Raw genomic sequence first — 17,695 nt, forward strand, 5'->3', positions numbered from 1 at the left:
CGTCAGCCGGCGATGCGGCGCATCGTCTCGACGGTGCGCAGCCGGCCCTCCGGGCTGTCGTCCAGCGGCTGCAGGCTGAGCGTCGTCACCCCCGCCTCGGCCAGCGCGGCGACCCGCTCGGCGACGTAGGACTCCGAACCGATCAGCGACACGGCCCGCACCAGCTCCTCGGGCAGCGCGGCGGCCGCCTCGTCCTTCTTGCCCGACAGGTAGAGGTCCTGCACCTCCCGTGCCTCCGCCTCGTAGCCGTAGCGGACGGCGAGGTCGTTGTAGAAGTTCTTGCCGCGCGCGCCCATGCCGCCGACGTAGAGCGCCAGGTGCGGCCTGACGGCGTCGTGCAGCGCGTCGACGTCCTCGCCGATCGCCACCGGCACGCCGACGACGATGTCCAGCTCGCCCAGCGCGGGATCCCGCTTGGCCTTGCCCGCCGCGACGGACTCGCCCCACATGTCCGCCGCCCGCTCGGGGTGGAACCAGATGGGCTGCCAGGCCTCGGCTATCTCGGCGGCGAGCTCGACGTTCTTGGGCCCGATGGCGGCCAGCATCACCGGGATGCGCTCGCGCACGGGGTGGTTGATCAGCTTCAGCGGCTTGCCCAGGCCGGTGCCCTGCTCCGCCGGGAGCGGGATGTCGTACTTCTTGCCGTGGTGCTCCAGCCGCTCGCGCCGCCACACCTGCCGGCAGATCTCGACGACCTCGCGGGTGCGCTGCAGCGGCGCGTCGTAGGGCAGGCCGTGCCAGCCCTCGATGACCTGCGGACCGGACGCGCCCAGGCCGAGGATGAAGCGGCCGTCGCTGACGAAGTCCAGCCCGGCCGCGGTCATCGCGGTGAGGGCCGGCGTGCGGCTGTAGATGGGGAAGATGGCGCTCATCAGCTGCACCCGCTCGGTCACCGCCGCCAGGTAGCCCAGCTGGCTGACCGCGTCGAAGGTGTAGACCTCCGAGACCAGCGCGACGTCGAGTCCGGCGGCCTCCAGGTCGCGGATCTCCGCCGCCGTCTGCTGGAACCCCCCGGCGTAGCTGGCCTGGATGCCGATGCGCACGTGCACTCCCTCGGTCTCGGGACGCCCTCGTCGGCGTCCTCAGCGACCGTAGCGGGAGCTCACAGCGGGCGGACGGCCCCGACGACCTCGGTGACCACCCGGACGCCGTCCACGACACCGGGGACCCGGCCGGCCGCCGCGGCGTCGGCCAGGTTCACCTTGAGCACGTAGCCGCCGGCGGCGCGCGACAGCCCGATCCCGACGACCGCCGGCTCGGCGGACAGGCGCTGGGCGAGGGCGCTCTTGGCCGCGCGCGCGGTCGCTCGATCGGGGCTCACGCACCCATGGTGCCCCTCAGCGCGTCAGGACGACACCCACTGCACCCCGAACAGGTCGAGCACCGTGGCCAGCGGGTTGGCGAAGGTCACCCCGCCGCCGGCACTGCCACCCTGCTCGCTGCCGGCGAAGAGCAGGGCCAGGGGCGCCCGGTCGCTGCTGCGCCAGATCACCGAGCCGCTGTCGCCCCCGGCGCTGAACGCGCCGGTCAGCCCCTCGATCTCGACCTGGTCGTCGAAGACGTGCACCGCCTCGTCGTACTGGACGGCGACCCCGTCGACCTCCACGGCGGACACCCGGCCCCGCGTGTGCCCGGTCGTGCGCCCCACCTTCTCGACCAGCTCGTCGGGATCGATGTCGGCGCTCGCCGCCACCACGCCGTCCAGCGGGCCGCCGGGCAGGTCGCCCGGCTCGGCCTCGACGCCGCCGTCGAGCACGGCCACCGCGGCGTCCACCGGGTTCGGCTCCTCGGTGAAGCGGTGGAAGGCCGCCAGGGTCGCGATCCGGTCGGTCTCGACGCCACCGTCGGCGGGCCCCGGCTGCAGCACCGGGTCGCCGATGGCCGCCGCGTCGCTCGCCGCGAGCACGTGGTTGTTCGACAGCACCGCCAGCCGGCCGTCCAGCCGGACGAAGCCGCCCAGGGTTCCCGCTGTGACGGAGGGGTGCGCGACCGACAGGCCCGGCCGCAGCGGCCGCACGCGGGCCTGCAGCTCGCCGGGCGCGGGGGAGGAGAGGGGGCGCACCGGGCCGATGACGCGCAGCTCCACCTCGGCCGCCGCGGCGGCGCCCAGGTCGGGGAGCAGCTCGCGGTCGGCGGCCGAGCCCAGGCGCACCGCGACCCGTGCGCGCCCCTTCCCCTCCGGCGCCAGGCCGACGGCCACCCGGAGCCCGGGGGGCGCCCCGGCCTCGCGCGCGGCCGGGACGGCGCGGACGCCGGCGAGGATGCGGGCCTTGAGCTCGCGGGCCGAGTCGAGGAGCACGAGACCTCCGGTGCCGGAACGGGATCGGACGACTCGAACGCTACGGCGGGGGTCCGACAGTCCCGCCCACCTCCGCCCCACGCGGCCCGGCGGAGGGGTACTGTCGTCGCGGCCCGGGGGAGAGCTGCGCCACAGCCGGCCACGTCCTCCCGCATCCGGGAAGGCGTCCGGGGTGCCGTGCGTTGACCCCGGCGAGGCCCGCTCCGGCGGGTGCGGGCGCGGGTCCCGGTCGACAAGGGGACCCGGTTTGCACCGGCCTCTTCGGCGCGGGTATCGTGGTCAGCCGTGCCCAGGGTGTCCTGGGCCTGCTCCCGTTCGCGGTGCGCCTGGGTGTCCTCACGGACACCGGGGTCCCCCCGGTCGAGGCCGGGGAGGCGGCGCCGAGTCGCGAGGGGCGACCGATCCGGTCCGTCGACAGCGGCCGGTTCCGGGGAAGGGCGACACGCCCGACCGCGTGGGCCGGACGATGCAGGGCGGCCTGGCGCCGGTCACGACCCGAGCAGGGCCGGCACCACCGAGCACCACAGCACAGCACGACTTCCAGAGCACGACCCAGCGCAGGTAGGAGATCCAGGCCGCTCATGCCCACGATCAACCAGCTGGTCCGCAAGGGCCGCGAGGACAAGGTCGAGAAGACCAAGACCCCGGCGCTGAAGGGTTCCCCTCAGCGCCGTGGCGTGTGCACGCGCGTCTACACGACGACGCCGAAGAAGCCCAACTCGGCGCTGCGCAAGGTCGCCCGTGTCCGCCTCACCAGCGGCATCGAGGTGACCGCCTACATCCCGGGCGTCGGCCACAACCTGCAGGAGCACTCGATGGTGCTCGTGCGCGGCGGCCGTGTGAAGGACCTCCCCGGCGTCCGCTACAAGATCATCCGCGGCTCGCTGGACACCCAGGGTGTCCGCAACCGCAAGCAGGCTCGCAGCCGGTACGGCGCGAAGAAGGAGAAGAGCTGACATGCCGCGCAAGGGCCCCGCGCCGCGCCGTCCGCTGGTCGCCGACCCGGTCTACCAGTCGCCGCTGGTGACGCAGCTGATCAACAAGGTTCTCGTCGACGGCAAGCGCTCGGTCGCCGAGTCGATCGTCTACGGCGCCCTCGAGGGTTGCCGGGCGAAGACCGACACCGACCCGGTCGTGACGCTCAAGCGTGCGCTGGACAACGTCAAGCCGGCCCTCGAGGTCCGCAGCCGCCGCGTCGGTGGTGCGACCTACCAGGTCCCGGTCGAGGTCCGCGCCTCCCGCAGCACCACCCTCGGCCTGCGCTGGCTCATCCAGTACAGCCGGGCCCGTCGGGAGAAGACGATGACCGAGCGCCTGATGAACGAGCTGCTCGACGCGAGCAACGGTCTGGGTGCGGCGGTCAAGCGCCGCGAGGACACCCACAAGATGGCCGAGTCGAACAAGGCCTTCGCGCACTACCGCTGGTGACGCAGGTCCAGCGGCCCCGCTGACCGCGGGAACGCCGGGACACCCCCGGCACCCGCGCACGGACACCCCGCACGTGGACTGACAGCAAGAGGAGTAAGGACATGGCCGACACCCAGGCCCAGCTCGCCAAGACCCGCAACATCGGGATCATGGCGCACATCGACGCCGGCAAGACCACGACGACCGAGCGCATCCTCTTCTACACCGGTATCAACTACAAGATCGGTGAGGTCCACGACGGCGCCGCCACGATGGACTGGATGGAGCAGGAGCAGGAGCGCGGCATCACCATCACGTCCGCCGCGACGAAGTGCTCCTGGAACGGCCACGACATCAACATCATCGACACCCCCGGGCACGTCGACTTCACCGTCGAGGTGGAGCGGTCGCTGCGGGTGCTCGACGGTGCGGTCGCGGTCTACGACGGCGTCGCCGGCGTGGAGCCGCAGACCGAGCAGGTGTGGCGGCAGGCCGAGAAGTACGGCGTCCCGCGGATGTGCTTCGTCAACAAGCTCGACCGCACCGGTGCCGACTTCTTCCGCTGCGTCGACATGATGGTCGAGCGGCTGGGCGCCAACCCCGTGGTCCTGCAGCTGCCGATCGGTGCCGAGGCCGACTTCATCGGCGTCGTCGACCTGGTCGGGATGCGCGCGCTCACGTGGCGCGGCGAGACCCAGATGGGCGAGGACTACGCGGTCGAGGAGATCCCGGCCGAGCTCGCCGACCAGGCCGCCGAGTACCGGGAGAAGCTGCTCGAGGCCGTCGCCGACACCGACGACGCCCTCATGGAGTCCTACCTCGGTGGCGAGGACATCACGGTCGAGACGCTGAAGGCCGCCATCCGCAAGGCCACCATCGCCGGCCAGGTCAACCCGGTCCTCACCGGCACCGCGTTCAAGAACAAGGGCGTCCAGCCCCTGCTCGACGCGGTCGTCGACTACCTGCCCAGCCCGCTGGACATCGAGGCGATCGTCGGCACCGCGCTGGACGGCGAGACCGAGGTCGTCCGGCACGCCGACGAGAGCGAGCCGTTCTCCGGCCTGGCCTTCAAGATCCAGACCGACCAGCACCTCGGCAAGCTGACCTACGTCCGCGTCTACTCGGGCAAGGTCTCCTCCGGGTCCCCGGTGCTCAACAGCACCAAGGACCGCAAGGAGCGGATCGGCAAGATCTACCAGATGCACGCCAACAAGCGCGAGGAGCGCGAGGGCGTGGGCGCCGGGCAGATCGTCGCCGTCGTGGGCCTGAAGCAGACCACCACGGGTGACACGCTGTCCGACCCGCAGCACCCGGTGATCCTCGAGTCGATGACCTTCCCGAACCCGGTCATCGACGTCGCGATCGAGCCGAAGACGAAGGCCGACCAGGAGAAGCTGTCCACGGCCATCCAGAAGCTGGCCGAGGAGGACCCGACCTTCCGCGTCCACCAGGACGAGGAGACCGGGCAGACCGTCATCTCCGGCATGGGCGAGCTCCACCTGGAGATCCTGGTCGACCGCATGCGGCGCGAGTTCAAGGTCGAGGCCAACGTCGGCAAGCCGCAGGTGGCCTACCGCGAGACGATCCGCCGCAAGGTCGAGAAGTACGACTACACGCACAAGAAGCAGACCGGTGGCTCCGGCCAGTTCGCGAAGGTCCAGGTGACCCTGGAGCCGCTGCCCATCAGCGGTGACTCGGCCACCTACGAGTTCGAGAACGCCGTCACCGGTGGCCGCGTGCCGAAGGAGTACATCCCCTCGGTCGACCAGGGCATCCAGGACGCCATGCAGTACGGCATCCTCGCCGGCTACCCCGTGGTCGGGATCAAGGCCACCCTGGTCGACGGCCAGTACCACGAGGTCGACTCCTCGGAGATGGCCTTCAAGATCGCCGGCTCGATGGTCTTCAAGGAGGCCGCGCGCAAGGCCGACCCGGCCCTGCTCGAGCCGCTCATGGCCGTCGAGGTCGTCACGCCCGAGGACTACATGGGTGACGTCATCGGCGACCTGAACTCCCGGCGCGGGATCATCCAGGCGATGGAGGAGCGCTCCGGCGCCCGCGTCGTCCGGGCCCTGGTCCCGCTCTCGGAGATGTTCGGCTACGTGGGCGACCTGCGCAGCCGCACCCAGGGGCGGGCGAGCTACACCATGGTGTTCGACTCGTACGCCGAGGTCCCGCAGAACGTGGCCAAGGAGATCATCGCCAAGGCCACCGGCGAATGACCCCGCCGGCGGGCACGTCCCGCCGGCCCCCGCGCACCGCCCACCCCTAGAGCACGCACCACCTGCGTCACCACGAGGAGAGGAACCCAGTGGCCAAGGCCAAGTTCGAGCGGACCAAGCCGCACGTCAACATCGGCACCATCGGGCACATCGACCACGGCAAGACCACGCTGACTGCCGCGATCACCAAGGTGCTGCACGACAAGTACCCGGACCTCAACGAGGCGTCGGCCTTCGACCAGATCGACAAGGCGCCCGAGGAGAAGGCCCGCGGCATCACGATCTCGATCGCCCACGTCGAGTACCAGACCGAGGCGCGGCACTACGCGCACGTTGACTGCCCCGGTCACGCCGACTACATCAAGAACATGATCACGGGTGCGGCGCAGATGGACGGCGCCATCCTCGTGGTCGCCGCCACCGACGGCCCGATGCCGCAGACCAAGGAGCACGTCCTCCTGGCCCGCCAGGTCGGCGTCCCCTACATCGTCGTGGCGCTGAACAAGGCCGACATGGTCGACGACGAGGAGATCCTCGAGCTCGTCGAGCTGGAGGTCCGCGAGCTGCTCTCCGAGTACGAGTTCCCGGGTGACGACGTCCCCGTGGTCCGCGTCTCGGCGCTCAAGGCCCTCGAGGGCGACGCCGAGTGGGCCGACAAGCTCATGGAGCTCATGAACGCCGTCGACACGGCGATCCCCGAGCCGCAGCGCGAGATCGACAAGCCGTTCCTCATGCCCGTCGAGGACGTCTTCACCATCACCGGCCGCGGCACCGTCGTGACCGGTCGCGTGGAGCGCGGCATCGTCAAGGTGTCGGAGGAGGTCGAGATCGTCGGCATCCGCCCGTCGTCGACCAAGACCACCGTCACCGGCGTCGAGATGTTCCGCAAGCTGCTCGACCAGGGCCAGGCCGGTGACAACGTCGGCCTCCTGCTCCGCGGCATCAAGCGCGAGGACGTCGAGCGCGGTCAGGTCGTCGTGAAGCCGGGTTCGATCACCCCGCACACCAACTTCGAGGGTTCGGTCTACATCCTCTCGAAGGACGAGGGTGGCCGTCACACGCCCTTCTTCAACAACTACCGTCCGCAGTTCTACTTCCGGACCACGGACGTCACGGGCGTCGTGACCCTGCCCGCCGGCACCGAGATGGTCATGCCGGGCGACAACACCGAGATGACGGTCGAGCTGATCCAGCCGATCGCCATGGAGGAGGGCCTGCGGTTCGCCATCCGTGAGGGTGGCCGCACCGTCGGCGCCGGTCGCGTCACGAAGATCATCAAGTAGCACCCCGCAGACGGGCGGCGGCCCTCCCGGCCGCCGCCCGTCTCCCGGGTCCACAGGACCCAGCCCGGTCCACCCGGACCCACCCCAGCGACAGACATACCGATCGGCAGGAGCGAAGAACAGCGATGGCGGGACAGAAGATCCGCATCCGGCTGAAGGCCTACGACCACGAGGCGATCGACGCCTCGGCGCGGCGCATCGTCGACACGGTGACCAAGACCGGTGCGCGCGTCGTCGGCCCGGTGCCGCTGCCGACGGAGAAGAACGTGTACTGCGTCATCCGCTCGCCGCACAAGTACAAGGACTCGCGCGAGCACTTCGAGATGCGCACGCACAAGCGCCTCATCGACATCCTCGACCCGACACCGAAGACGGTCGACGCGCTCATGCGCATCGACCTGCCGGCCTCGGTCGACGTCAACATCCAGTAAGGGCTTTCAGCAGACATGGCGAGCACATTCCGCGGCCTCCTCGGAGAGAAGCTGGGCATGACCCAGGTCTTCGACGAGAACAACCGCATCGTGCCGGTGACCGTCGTCAAGGCCGGGCCGTGCGTGGTCACCCAGGTGCGCACCCCGGAGCGCGACGGCTACTCGGCCGTCCAGCTCGGGTTCGGCGAGATCGACCCGCGCAAGGTGAACAAGCCCGAGGGCGGGCACTTCGCCAAGGCGGGTGTGACCCCGCGCCGGCACCTGGTCGAGCTGCGCACCGAGGACGCCTCCACCTACGAGGTCGGCCAGGAGCTGACCGCCGAGGTGTTCGACGGCGTGGCCAAGGTCGACGTCATCGGCACCAGCAAGGGCAAGGGCACCGCCGGTGTCATGAAGCGCCATGGCTTCCGCGGCCTCGGCGCCGCGCACGGCACGCAGCGCAAGCACCGTTCGCCCGGCTCCATCGGTGGCGCGTCCACCCCGGGCCGCGTGTTCAAGGGCCTGCGCATGGCCGGCCGCATGGGTGCGGTGAAGACCACGACCCTGTCGCTCAACGTCCACAAGGTGGACACCGAGCGCGGTCTGCTGCTGATCAAGGGCGCCATCCCCGGCCCGAAGGGCGGCCTGGTGCTCGTCCGTTCGGCCGTCAAGGGCGGCCCCGTGGGGAGTGAGAAGTGACCAGCGCAACGCAGAGCCGGACCGACCGCACGGTCGACGTCCGCACGCCGGCGGGGGAGACCTCCGGCACCGCGACGCTGCCCGGTGAGCTGTTCGACACGACCGCCAGCGTCGCCCTGATCCACCAGGTGGTCGTGGCCCAGCTGGCCGCGGCCCGCCAGGGCACCCACGCGACCAAGACGCGTGGTCAGGTCAGCGGCGGTGGCGCCAAGCCGTACCGGCAGAAGGGCACCGGCCGCGCCCGCCAGGGCTCGACCCGCGCGCCGCAGTTCGAGGGCGGTGGCACCGTCCACGGCCCGCAGCCGCGCGACTACAGCCAGCGGACGCCCAAGAAGATGAAGGCCGCCGCCCTGCGCGGTGCCCTCTCCGACCGGGCCCGCGAGGGCCGCGTGCACGTGGTGAGCACCTTCGTCGACGGGGACGCCCCGAAGACCAAGGCCGCCATCGCCACGCTCAGCGCCGTCACCGACGCCAAGAAGGTGCTCGTCGTCCTCGACCGGGACGACGTCCTCAACTGGGTCAGCCTGCGCAACGAGCCGCGGGTGCACCTGCTCGAGGCCGGCCAACTGAACACCTACGACGTCCTCAACGCCGACGACGTGGTCTTCACCGAGGCCGCGCTCGCCGAGTTCGTCGCCGGCCCGGCCCGGGGTCGGGACGCCGGCGTCGACAAGCCCGACCTGACCACACCGCACATCCCCGGCGCCATCCCGTCGATCGAGGGCGAGGGCACCACCGACCTCGACCTCGGCGAGGCGCCGGCCGAGCCGGCCGCGGCGACGAGGGCCGCCACCGACGGGGCGCAGCCGAGGGCCGCGACCCCCGAGGACGCCGCCCCGGCCACCGCCGAGGAGGCCGCCGCGGCCCCGGCCGCGCAGGCCGAGGCCGCCAACGCCGGTGCCGACGCCACCGCGCCCACCGAGGACGGCACCACCGACGCGAGCACCGAGGAGAAGGCATGAGCGTCCGCGACCCCCGGGACGTCCTGCTCGCCCCGGTCATCTCCGAGAAGAGCTACGGCCTCCTGGACGAGAACCAGTACACGTTCCTGGTCCTCCCCGAGGCGAACAAGACGCAGATCAAGATCGCTGTCGAGCAGGTCTTCAACGTGAAGGTCCTCGGCGTGAACACGGTCAACCGTCAGGGCAAGCGCAAGCGCAGCCGCGGCAACCGGATGGGCAAGCGCAAGGACACCAAGCGCGCCATCGTGTCGCTCGCGCCGGGCGACCGCATCGAGATCTTCGGCGGCCCGGGCGCCTGAGGCGCCTGAGCGACCAGGGACGAAGGACACAAGGGAACCAGTAATGGCTATCCGCAAGTACAAGCCGACGACGCCGGGCCGGCGTGGCTCGAGCGTCGCCGACTTCGCCGAGGTCACCCGCGACCACCCCGAGAAGTCGCTGGTCCGGCCGCTGCACGGCCGCGGCGGGCGCAACGTCCACGGCAAGGTGACGGCTCGGCACCAGGGCGGCGGGCACAAGCGCGCCTACCGGGTGATCGACTTCCGCCGGGCCGACAAGGACGGGGTGCCGGCCAAGGTCGCGCACATCGAGTACGACCCGAACCGCACCTCGCGGATCGCGCTGCTGCACTACGCCGACGGCGAGAAGCGCTACATCCTCGCGCCGGCCCGGCTCAAGCAGGGCGACACCGTCGAGTGCGGCCCCTCGGCCGACATCAAGCCGGGCAACAACCTGCCGCTGCGGAACATCCCCGTCGGCACCGTTGTTCATGCCATCGAGCTGCGTCCGGGCGGCGGGGCGAAGATCGCCCGCTCGGCCGGTACCAGCGTCCAGCTCGTCGCCCGCGAGGGCCGGCTGGCGCAGCTGCGCATGCCGTCGGGGGAGATCCGCAACGTCGACGTGCGCTGCCGCGCGACCGTCGGCGAGGTGGGCAACGCCGAGCAGTCGAACATCAACTGGGGCAAGGCGGGCCGCATGCGGTGGAAGGGCAAGCGCCCGACCGTCCGCGGTGTCGCCATGAACCCGGTCGACCACCCGCACGGCGGTGGTGAGGGGAAGACCTCCGGTGGTCGCCACCCGGTCAACCCGAAGGGCAAGCCCGAGGGCCGCACGCGCAAGCGCAAGGCCTCCGACGCCATGATCGTGCGCCGCCGGCGCGCCAACAAGAAGCGCTGAGCGGGTAGAGGAGTCCGACAGAGATGCCACGCAGCCTGAAGAAGGGCCCGTTCGTCGACGACCACCTGCTCAAGAAGGTGGACGCGCAGAACGAGAAGGGCACCAAGACCGTCATCCGCACCTGGTCGCGGCGCTCGACGATCATCCCCGACATGCTCGGGCACACGATCGCCGTGCACGACGGCCGCAAGCACGTCCCGGTGTTCGTGACCGAGGCGATGGTCGGGCACAAGCTCGGCGAGTTCGCGCCCACGCGCACGTTCCGTGGGCACGTCAAGGACGACCGCCGGTCGCGGCGCGGCTGAGGTAGAGAGAGATCACCATGACTTCCCAGTTGGGACAGGAGGCACCGGTCGCCCGGGCTACGGCCCGGTTCGTCCGCGTGACCCCGATGAAGGCCCGCCGGGTGGTGGAGCTGATCCGCTACCTGCCCGCCGACGAGGCGCTCGCCCTGCTGCGCTTCGCGCCGCAGGCCGCCAGCGAGCCGGTGGCCAAGGTCGTCGCCAGCGCGGTGGCCAACGCCGAGCACAACCTGCGGCTCGACCCGCAGGCCCTGGTGGTCAGCGCCGCGTTCGTGGACGAGGGCCCGACGATGAAGCGGATCCGCCCGCGTGCCCAGGGGCGCGCGTACCGCATCAACAAGCGGACCAGCCACATCACCGTCGAGGTGAGCGAGGTGACCGTCAGCCCGGAGCTGGCGTCCAAGTCGCGCAAGGCGCGGCGGGACACCGGCCAGTCGGGGCCGGCCACCCAGCAGACCGGCCGTAAGAGCAACACGAGGGGAGGGACCCGCTAGTGGGTCAGAAGGTCAACCCGCACGGGTTCCGGCTCGGCATCACCACCGACTACAAGTCCCGGTGGTACGCCGACAAGCTGTACAAGGACTACGTCAAGGAAGACGTGGCCATCCGCAAGCTCATGAGCAAGGGCATGGAGCGGGCCGGCATCTCCAAGGTGGAGATCGAGCGCACCCGCGACCGCGTCCGCGTCGACATCCACACCGCCCGGCCGGGCATCGTCATCGGCCGCCGCGGCGCGGAGGCCGACCGCATCCGCGGTGAGCTCGAGAAGCTGACGGGCAAGCAGGTCCAGCTCAACATCCTCGAGGTGAAGAACCCCGAGGCCGACGCGCAGCTGGTCGCCCAGGCCGTCGCCGAGCAGCTCTCCAGCCGCGTGAGCTTCCGCCGCGCCATGCGCAAGGCCATGCAGTCGGCCCAGCGCAGCCCGCAGGTCAAGGGCATCCGGGTGCAGTGCTCCGGCCGCCTCGGCGGCACGGAGATGAGCCGGTCGGAGTTCTACCGCGAGGGTCGTGTGCCGCTGCACACGCTGCGCGCGAACATCGACTACGGCCTGTACGAGGCCCGGACCACCTTCGGCCGCATCGGCGTCAAGGTCTGGATCTACAAGGGCGACGTGAGCGGCTCCCGCGCCGAGCGCGAGGCCCTCGAGGCCCTGGCCGCCCGGCAGCAGCGCCGCGAGCGCTCGCAGCGCCCGCGCCGCTCGGGTTCGTCCGGCACCACCGCCGGCGGCACCGAGGCCGGTCGCGCCGCGGCGGAGTCCACCGACGCCCCGGCCGCGCCCGAGGTCGACACCACCAGCGCCGTCGCCGCCACCTCCGGCGACGTCGCACCCGCGCAGAGCGTCGGCGAGGCCGCCGGCGCCGAGGGCACCGCCGCCGCCGAGTCGGCCGGTGCCGAGAACACGGAGGCCTGATCCCCATGCTGATCCCTCGGCGGGTCAAGCACCGCAAGCAGCACCACCCGAGCCGCTCCGGGCGCGCCAAGGGCGGCACCGAGATCAACTTCGGTGACTACGCCATCCAGGCGCTGGAGCCGGCCTACGTGACCAACCGGCAGATCGAGTCGGCCCGTATCGCCATGACGCGGCACATCCGCCGTGGCGGCAAGGTCTGGATCTCGATCTACCCGGACCGCCCGCTGACCAAGAAGCCGGCCGAGACCCGCATGGGTTCCGGCAAGGGCTCCCCGGAGTGGTGGGTGGCCAACGTGAAGCCCGGTCGCGTGCTCTTCGAGCTGTCCGGCGTCGCCGAGCCGGTGGCCCGCGAGGCCATGCGCCGCGCGATCCACAAGCTGCCGATGAAGTGCCGCTTCATCACGCGTGAAGGAGAGGTGTGATGGCTGCCGGTCTGACCGCTCCGGAGCTGCGTGAGCTCTCCGCCGACGAGCTGGCCTCCAAGCTGCGCGAGTCGAAGGAAGAGCTGTTCAACCTCCGCTTCCAGGTGGCCACCGGCCAGCTGGACAACAACCGGCGACTGCAGACGGTGCGCCGCGACATCGCCCGGATCTACACGATCATGCGCGAGCGCGAGCTCGGTCTGTCCGTCGCCCCGAACGAGGGTGTGGCATGAGCAGCCCCGAGACGCCTGTGAACGAGTCCGTCGCGACGGGCCCCGGCCTGGCCGGCCGTGGCTACCGCAAGGTCCGCGAGGGCCTCGTGGTCAGCGACAAGATGGAGAAGACCATCGTCGTCGAGGTCGAGGACCGCGTGAAGCACGGCCTCTACGGCAAGGTCCTCCGCCGCACGAGCAAGCTGAAGGCCCACGACGAGCAGAACGTCGCGGGCGTCGGCGACCGCGTGCAGATCATGGAGACCCGGCCGCTGTCGGCCACCAAGCGGTGGCGGCTGGTCGAGGTCCTCGAGAAGGCCAAGTAAGGACCAGGTACCGTGGACGGTCGGCCCACCTCGGGCCGGCCTTCCACGGACCCGACGGCCGGGGCGGTTCGCCTCCGGCCGTCTGCGCGTGACGAGAGCGGCGGAACGTCGGCCCCCGACGCGCAGCCGCGGCCCCAGGGCCTACAGCAGAAGTACGAAGACATAGGAGTAGGGACGTGATCCAGCAGGAGTCGCGACTGCGAGTCGCCGACAACACCGGGGCAAAGGAGATCCTCTGCATCCGGGTGCTCGGCGGTTCCGGGCGACGCTACGCGGGCATCGGTGACGTCATCGTCGCCACCGTGAAGGACGCGCTGCCCGGGGCCGGTGTGAAGCGGGGCGACGTCGTCAAGGCGGTCGTCGTCCGCACGGTGAAGGAGCGGCGTCGTCCGGACGGTTCCTACATCCGATTCGACGAGAACGCCGCGGTGATCATCCGCGACAGCGGCGACCCGCGCGGGACCCGCATCTTCGGCCCGGTCGGCCGCGAGCTGCGCGACAAGCGCTTCATGCGGATCATCTCGCTCGCCCCGGAGGTGTTGTGACCATGGCCGTCACGAAGAAGCAGAAGGCCGCGACCAGCCGCGCCAAGGCGCCGTCCATGAAGGTCAAGAAGGGCGACACCGTCCTGGTGCTGTCCGGCAAGGACAAGGGCGCCAAGGGCCGCGTCATCGCCGCCTACCCCCAGATCCAGAAGGTGCTCGTCGAGGGCGTCGGCCGGATCAAGAAGCACACGCGCATCAGCACCAGCCAGCGCGGTGCCCAGCAGGGCGGGATCGTCACGCAGGAGGCGCCCATCCACGTGAGCAACGTGATGGTGATCGACTCCGAGGACAAGCCGACCCGGGTCGGCTACCGCATCGACGAAGAAGGCCGCAAGGTCCGGGTCTCGCGGCGCACCGGTAAGGATCTCTGAGGACCATGAGCGCACCCACCCGTGAGCTGCCCCGGCTGCTCGAGCGCTACCGCGCGGAGATCGTGCCGGCGCTGCAGTCGGAGTTCGGCTACCAGAACGTCATGCAGATCCCGCGGCTGACCAAGATCGTGGTCAACATGGGCGTCGGCGAGGCGACCCGTGACGCGAAGCTGATGGACGGCGCGGTCCGCGACCTCACCGCCATCACCGGCCAGAAGCCGGCCGTCGTGCGGGCCCGCAAGTCCATCGCGCAGTTCAAGCTGCGCGAGGGCATGCCGATCGGCGCCAAGGTCACCCTGCGCGGCGACCGCATGTGGGAGTTCCTCGACCGCCTGCTGTCCCTCGCCCTGCCCCGCATCCGTGACTTCCGCGGCCTGAACGCCAAGCAGTTCGACGGCAACGGCAACTACACGTTCGGCCTGACCGAGCAGTCGATGTTCCGCGAGATCGACGTGGACAAGATCGACCGGCCGCGCGGCATGGACATCACACTGGTCACCACCGCCACGACCGACGAGGAGGGTCGCGAGCTGCTCCGCCAGCTCGGCTTCCCCTTCGCCGGCCAGCCCGTCGTCACGACCACCCGCTGAGCCGGGGCAGGAGATACCGATGGCCAAGAAGGCTCTCATCAACAAGGCGGCCCGCAAGCCGAAGTTCGCGGTCCGCGGCTACACCCGCTGCCAGCGCTGCGGGCGTCCGCACGCGGTCTTCCGCAAGTTCGGCCTGTGCCGGATCTGCCTGCGGGAGATGGCGCACGCCGGGGAGCTCCCCGGCGTGAGCAAGTCCAGCTGGTAAGCACCACCTCACTGTTCGAGCAGTACTGATCGCCGACAGGCCCCGCGCCAAGTCCCGAGAGACCCGGCGCACGCGGAACCGCGGCGAGAGAGGCACCACACCGTCATGACGATGACCGACCCGATCGCGGACATGCTGACGCGGCTCCGCAACGCGAACTCCGCGTACCACGACTCCGCGACCATGCCGTCGTCGAAGTTGAAGACGCACATCGCCGAGATCCTCCAGCAGGAGGGCTACATCGCCGGCTGGAAGGTCAACGAGGTCGAGGTGGACGGCACCGTCCGCAAGGAGCTCGTCGTCGACCTGAAGTACGGCCCCAACCGCGAGCGGAGCATCGCCGGCGTCCGGCGGGTCTCCAAGCCCGGTCTGCGGGTGTACGCCAAGTCGAACTCCCTGCCCAAGGTCCTGGGCGGCCTCGGGGTGGCGATCATCTCCACCTCCAGCGGGCTGCTGACCGACAAGCAGGCGACCAAGAAGGGCGTGGGCGGGGAAGTCCTCGCCTACGTCTGGTAAGAGGAGCGAGCGAAGATGTCACGGATCGGACGACTGCCGATTCCGGTGCCCGGTGGTGTGGACGTCGCCATCGACGGCCGCACGGTGAACGTGAAGGGCCCCAAGGGTTCCCTCTCGCACACCGTCGCGGCCCCGATCACCGTCGAGCGCGGTGAGGACGGCACCCTCCTGGTCAAGCGGCCGGACGACGAGCGCGACAGCCGTGCCCTGCACGGCCTGTCCCGGACGCTCATCGCCAACATGATCACCGGCGTCACCCAGGGCTACAGCAAGACCCTGGAGATCGTCGGCGTGGGGTACCGCGTCCAGGCCCGCGGGTCGGACCTGGAGTTCGCGCTGGGGTACAGCCACCCGGTGCCGGTGAAGGCCCCCGAGGGCATCACCTTCACGGTCGAGGCGCCCACCCGGTTCCGGGTCGAGGGCATCGACAAGCAGCAGGTCGGCGAGGTCGCGGCCAAGATCCGCAAGCTCCGCAAGCCCGACCCCTACAAGGGCAAGGGTGTGCGGTACCAGGGCGAGGTCGTGAAGCGCAAGGTCGGGAAGACGGGTAAGTGATGGCTCAGGCAGAGAAGACCGCGCGGGTGCACAAGCCCGTCGGCACCGACGTCAGCACCGCGCGCCGCGTCTCGCGGTTGCGTCGCCACACCCGGCTGCGCAAGCGGGTCTCCGGCACGCCGGAGCGCCCCCGTCTGGTGGTCAACCGCAGCTCGCGGCACATCCACGTGCAGGTCGTCGACGACACCGTCGGCCGCACCGTGGTGAGCGCCTCGACGCTGGACGCCGACATCCGCGGCAGCGAGGGCGACAAGTCCGCCCTCGCCCGCAAGGTCGGCGCCCTGGTCGCCGAGCGCGCCCAGGCGGCCGGCATCACCGCGGTCGTCTTCGACCGCGGTGGCAACCGCTACGCCGGGCGGATCGCCGCCCTGGCCGACGGCGCCCGCGAGGGCGGGCTGGACTTCTGATGAACGCTTCTGAACTGATCGAGAGGGACGTCTGATGCCAGGACCACAGCGACGCGGCGGCGGCGCCGGCGGCGGCAACGACCGCCGCGACCGTCGTGACGGCGGGCGGGGCCAGGGAGGCGCTCCCGCCGAGAAGAGCAACTTCATCGAGCGCGTGGTGGCCATCAACCGCGTGTCCAAGGTCGTCAAGGGCGGTCGGCGCTTCAGCTTCACCGCGCTGGTGGTCGTGGGCGACGGCGACGGCACCGTGGGCGTCGGCTACGGCAAGGCCAAGGAGGTGCCCGCGGCCATCGCCAAGGGCGTCGAGGAGGCCAAGAAGCACTTCTACAAGGTGCCCCGCATCGCCAGCACCATCCCGCACCCCGTGCAGGGTGAGGCGGCGGCCGGCGTCGTGCTGCTCAAGCCGGCCAGCCCCGGTACCGGTGTCATCGCCGGTGGCCCGGTGCGCGCCGTCCTGGAGTGCGCGGGCATCCACGACGTGCTCTCCAAGAGCCTGGGCTCGTCGAACCCGATCAACATCGTGCACGCCACGATGCAGGCGCTGAAGGACCTCGTGCGCCCCGAGGAGATCGCGGCCCGCCGCGGTCTGCCGCTCGAGGACGTCGCTCCGGCCGCCATGCTGCGCGCGCGTGCGGGCCAGGGGGTCTGAGATGGCGCAGCTGAAGGTCACCCAGATCCGGTCGGCGATCGGCACCAAGCCCAACCAGCGGCAGACGCTGCGGTCCCTGGGCCTGAAGCGGATCAACGACTCGGTCGTGCAGGAGGACCGTCCCGAGATCCGCGGGATGGTCGCGACGGTGCCGCACCTGGTGCGCGTCGAAGAGATCAGCTGAGCAGGGAATCACGATGACTCTCAAGGTCCACCACCTGCGCCCGGCCAAGGGCGCCCACACCCCCAAGACCCGCGTGGGTCGCGGTGAGGGCTCCAAGGGCAAGACCGCCGGCCGCGGCACGAAGGGCACCGGCGCGCGGGGCAACGTCTCCGCCCGCTTCGAAGGTGGCCAGACGCCGCTGCACATGCGGCTGCCGAAGCTGTCCGGGTTCAAGAACCCGAACAAGGTCGTCTTCCAGGTCGTCAACCTCGACCGGATCGCGGCGCTGTTCCCGAACGGCGGCTCGATCAACCCCGACAGCCTGGCCGAGGCGGGCGCGGTCCGCCGCGGCCAGCCGGTCAAGGTGCTCGGCACCGGCGACCTGGGCGGCATCGAGGTGCACGTGCACGCGCACGGCTTCTCGTCGTCCGCCGCCGAGAAGATCGCCGCTGCCGGGGGCAGCACCACCCTCATCTGAACCACGGTGACCCCGGGGCGGCTCTCCCGCCTCGGGGTCACGTGCTGCCCGGCCTTCCACAGGAGTGGCCGGGCACGTTGCTAAT

General features: G+C 70.8%; 28 protein-coding genes. 25 read left to right on the forward strand and 3 right to left on the reverse strand.

From position 1 onward, the window contains the following. Positions 1–2 precede the first annotated feature (2 nt). Genes ACI797_RS20275 through ACI797_RS20285 form a run of 3 tightly spaced genes read right to left on the reverse strand, consistent with a single transcriptional unit; the run spans position 3 to position 2,299 of the window. On the reverse strand, positions 3–1,043 hold the full coding sequence (locus ACI797_RS20275; RefSeq protein ID WP_456860803.1) for an LLM class F420-dependent oxidoreductase: 1,041 nt from the start codon (positions 1,041–1,043) through the stop codon (positions 3–5). A 59-nt stretch (positions 1,044–1,102) separates the two neighbouring features. Further along, on the reverse strand, positions 1,103–1,321 hold the full coding sequence (locus ACI797_RS20280) for a hypothetical protein (RefSeq protein ID WP_456540940.1): 219 nt from the start codon (positions 1,319–1,321) through the stop codon (positions 1,103–1,105). A gap of 24 nt (positions 1,322–1,345) precedes the next feature. Next, on the reverse strand, positions 1,346–2,299 hold the full coding sequence (locus ACI797_RS20285) for a hypothetical protein (RefSeq protein ID WP_456860805.1): 954 nt from the start codon (positions 2,297–2,299) through the stop codon (positions 1,346–1,348). Positions 2,300–2,880: 581 nt separating this feature from the next. Between ACI797_RS20285 and rpsL the strand changes: the two genes are divergently transcribed. From rpsL to rplO, 25 genes are all read left to right on the forward strand, one after another. Continuing rightward, on the forward strand, positions 2,881–3,255 hold the full coding sequence (gene rpsL / locus ACI797_RS20290; RefSeq protein WP_012950487.1) for a 30S ribosomal protein S12: 375 nt from the start codon (positions 2,881–2,883) through the stop codon (positions 3,253–3,255). Between the two features lies 1 nt (position 3,256). Beyond that, positions 3,257–3,727 (forward strand): 30S ribosomal protein S7, encoded by a 471-nt coding sequence (gene rpsG / locus ACI797_RS20295; protein WP_456540938.1) that lies wholly within the window; start codon positions 3,257–3,259, stop codon positions 3,725–3,727. A 101-nt stretch (positions 3,728–3,828) separates the two neighbouring features. Beyond that, positions 3,829–5,928: an elongation factor G gene (gene fusA / locus ACI797_RS20300; protein WP_456540937.1), complete on the forward strand. Its 2,100-nt coding sequence runs from the start codon at positions 3,829–3,831 to the stop codon at positions 5,926–5,928. An 89-nt stretch (positions 5,929–6,017) separates the two neighbouring features. Next, complete coding sequence (gene tuf / locus ACI797_RS20305) at positions 6,018–7,211, forward strand: elongation factor Tu (RefSeq protein ID WP_456860808.1); 1,194 nt, start codon at positions 6,018–6,020, stop codon at positions 7,209–7,211. A gap of 125 nt (positions 7,212–7,336) precedes the next feature. Next, positions 7,337–7,642 (forward strand): 30S ribosomal protein S10, encoded by a 306-nt coding sequence (gene rpsJ / locus ACI797_RS20310; RefSeq protein ID WP_014742859.1) that lies wholly within the window; start codon positions 7,337–7,339, stop codon positions 7,640–7,642. Positions 7,643–7,657: 15 nt separating this feature from the next. Continuing rightward, positions 7,658–8,320: a 50S ribosomal protein L3 gene (gene rplC, locus ACI797_RS20315; RefSeq protein WP_456539089.1), complete on the forward strand. Its 663-nt coding sequence runs from the start codon at positions 7,658–7,660 to the stop codon at positions 8,318–8,320. Next, entirely contained in the window at positions 8,317–9,282 is a 966-nt protein-coding gene (rplD, locus tag ACI797_RS20320) for a 50S ribosomal protein L4 (protein WP_456860811.1), read from the forward strand. Before rplC ends, rplD begins: the two co-directional genes overlap by 4 nt. Beyond that, complete coding sequence (gene rplW, locus ACI797_RS20325; protein WP_456860813.1) at positions 9,279–9,581, forward strand: 50S ribosomal protein L23; 303 nt, start codon at positions 9,279–9,281, stop codon at positions 9,579–9,581. The genes rplD and rplW overlap by 4 nt, the downstream gene beginning before the upstream one ends. A 43-nt stretch (positions 9,582–9,624) precedes the next feature. Continuing rightward, entirely contained in the window at positions 9,625–10,458 is an 834-nt protein-coding gene (rplB, locus tag ACI797_RS20330; RefSeq protein WP_456539086.1) for a 50S ribosomal protein L2, read from the forward strand. A gap of 23 nt (positions 10,459–10,481) precedes the next feature. Next, a complete protein-coding gene (gene rpsS, locus ACI797_RS20335) occupies positions 10,482–10,763 on the forward strand; it encodes a 30S ribosomal protein S19 (RefSeq protein ID WP_089402109.1) in 282 nt (93 codons plus the stop codon). 17 nt (positions 10,764–10,780) lie between these two features. After that, positions 10,781–11,254 carry a 50S ribosomal protein L22 gene (gene rplV / locus ACI797_RS20340; RefSeq protein ID WP_456860815.1) on the forward strand — a complete coding sequence of 158 codons (474 nt, stop codon included), beginning with the start codon at positions 10,781–10,783 and terminating at the stop codon, positions 11,252–11,254. Continuing rightward, positions 11,254–12,171, forward strand: coding sequence for a 30S ribosomal protein S3 (rpsC, locus tag ACI797_RS20345; RefSeq protein ID WP_456539084.1), 918 nt, complete (start codon positions 11,254–11,256; stop codon positions 12,169–12,171). Before rplV ends, rpsC begins: the two co-directional genes overlap by 1 nt. A 5-nt stretch (positions 12,172–12,176) precedes the next feature. Further along, positions 12,177–12,593, forward strand: coding sequence for a 50S ribosomal protein L16 (rplP, locus tag ACI797_RS20350; RefSeq protein WP_456539083.1), 417 nt, complete (start codon positions 12,177–12,179; stop codon positions 12,591–12,593). After that, a complete protein-coding gene (gene rpmC / locus ACI797_RS20355; protein ID WP_456539082.1) occupies positions 12,593–12,826 on the forward strand; it encodes a 50S ribosomal protein L29 in 234 nt (77 codons plus the stop codon). Before rplP ends, rpmC begins: the two co-directional genes overlap by 1 nt. After that, positions 12,823–13,131: a 30S ribosomal protein S17 gene (rpsQ, locus tag ACI797_RS20360; RefSeq protein WP_456860817.1), complete on the forward strand. Its 309-nt coding sequence runs from the start codon at positions 12,823–12,825 to the stop codon at positions 13,129–13,131. Before rpmC ends, rpsQ begins: the two co-directional genes overlap by 4 nt. Positions 13,132–13,307: 176 nt before the next feature. Further along, positions 13,308–13,676 (forward strand): 50S ribosomal protein L14, encoded by a 369-nt coding sequence (gene rplN, locus ACI797_RS20365; RefSeq protein ID WP_012950472.1) that lies wholly within the window; start codon positions 13,308–13,310, stop codon positions 13,674–13,676. Between the two features lie 2 nt (positions 13,677–13,678). Further along, positions 13,679–14,047: a 50S ribosomal protein L24 gene (gene rplX / locus ACI797_RS20370; protein ID WP_456539080.1), complete on the forward strand. Its 369-nt coding sequence runs from the start codon at positions 13,679–13,681 to the stop codon at positions 14,045–14,047. A 5-nt stretch (positions 14,048–14,052) separates the two neighbouring features. Further along, the gene (gene rplE, locus ACI797_RS20375; RefSeq protein WP_456539079.1) at positions 14,053–14,637 is read left to right on the forward strand and encodes a 50S ribosomal protein L5; all 585 of its coding nucleotides are present in this window, start codon (positions 14,053–14,055) and stop codon (positions 14,635–14,637) included. A gap of 19 nt (positions 14,638–14,656) precedes the next feature. Next, complete coding sequence (locus ACI797_RS20380; RefSeq protein WP_113838243.1) at positions 14,657–14,842, forward strand: type Z 30S ribosomal protein S14; 186 nt, start codon at positions 14,657–14,659, stop codon at positions 14,840–14,842. A 111-nt stretch (positions 14,843–14,953) separates the two neighbouring features. Next, positions 14,954–15,358 (forward strand): 30S ribosomal protein S8, encoded by a 405-nt coding sequence (gene rpsH, locus ACI797_RS20385; RefSeq protein ID WP_456539078.1) that lies wholly within the window; start codon positions 14,954–14,956, stop codon positions 15,356–15,358. A 15-nt stretch (positions 15,359–15,373) separates the two neighbouring features. After that, on the forward strand, positions 15,374–15,913 hold the full coding sequence (gene rplF / locus ACI797_RS20390) for a 50S ribosomal protein L6 (RefSeq protein WP_456539077.1): 540 nt from the start codon (positions 15,374–15,376) through the stop codon (positions 15,911–15,913). Beyond that, positions 15,913–16,320 (forward strand): 50S ribosomal protein L18, encoded by a 408-nt coding sequence (rplR, locus tag ACI797_RS20395; protein WP_456860822.1) that lies wholly within the window; start codon positions 15,913–15,915, stop codon positions 16,318–16,320. Before rplF ends, rplR begins: the two co-directional genes overlap by 1 nt. Positions 16,321–16,354: 34 nt before the next feature. Next, positions 16,355–16,969, forward strand: a complete 615-nt coding sequence (rpsE, locus tag ACI797_RS20400; protein ID WP_456539075.1) for a 30S ribosomal protein S5 — start codon at positions 16,355–16,357, stop codon at positions 16,967–16,969. A gap of 1 nt (position 16,970) precedes the next feature. After that, positions 16,971–17,153 (forward strand): 50S ribosomal protein L30, encoded by a 183-nt coding sequence (gene rpmD / locus ACI797_RS20405; protein WP_456860823.1) that lies wholly within the window; start codon positions 16,971–16,973, stop codon positions 17,151–17,153. Positions 17,154–17,166: 13 nt separating this feature from the next. Beyond that, entirely contained in the window at positions 17,167–17,610 is a 444-nt protein-coding gene (gene rplO, locus ACI797_RS20410) for a 50S ribosomal protein L15 (RefSeq protein WP_456539073.1), read from the forward strand. Positions 17,611–17,695: the final 85 nt, after the last annotated feature.

The sequence above is a fragment of the Geodermatophilus sp. SYSU D00691 genome (assembly GCF_054050275.1).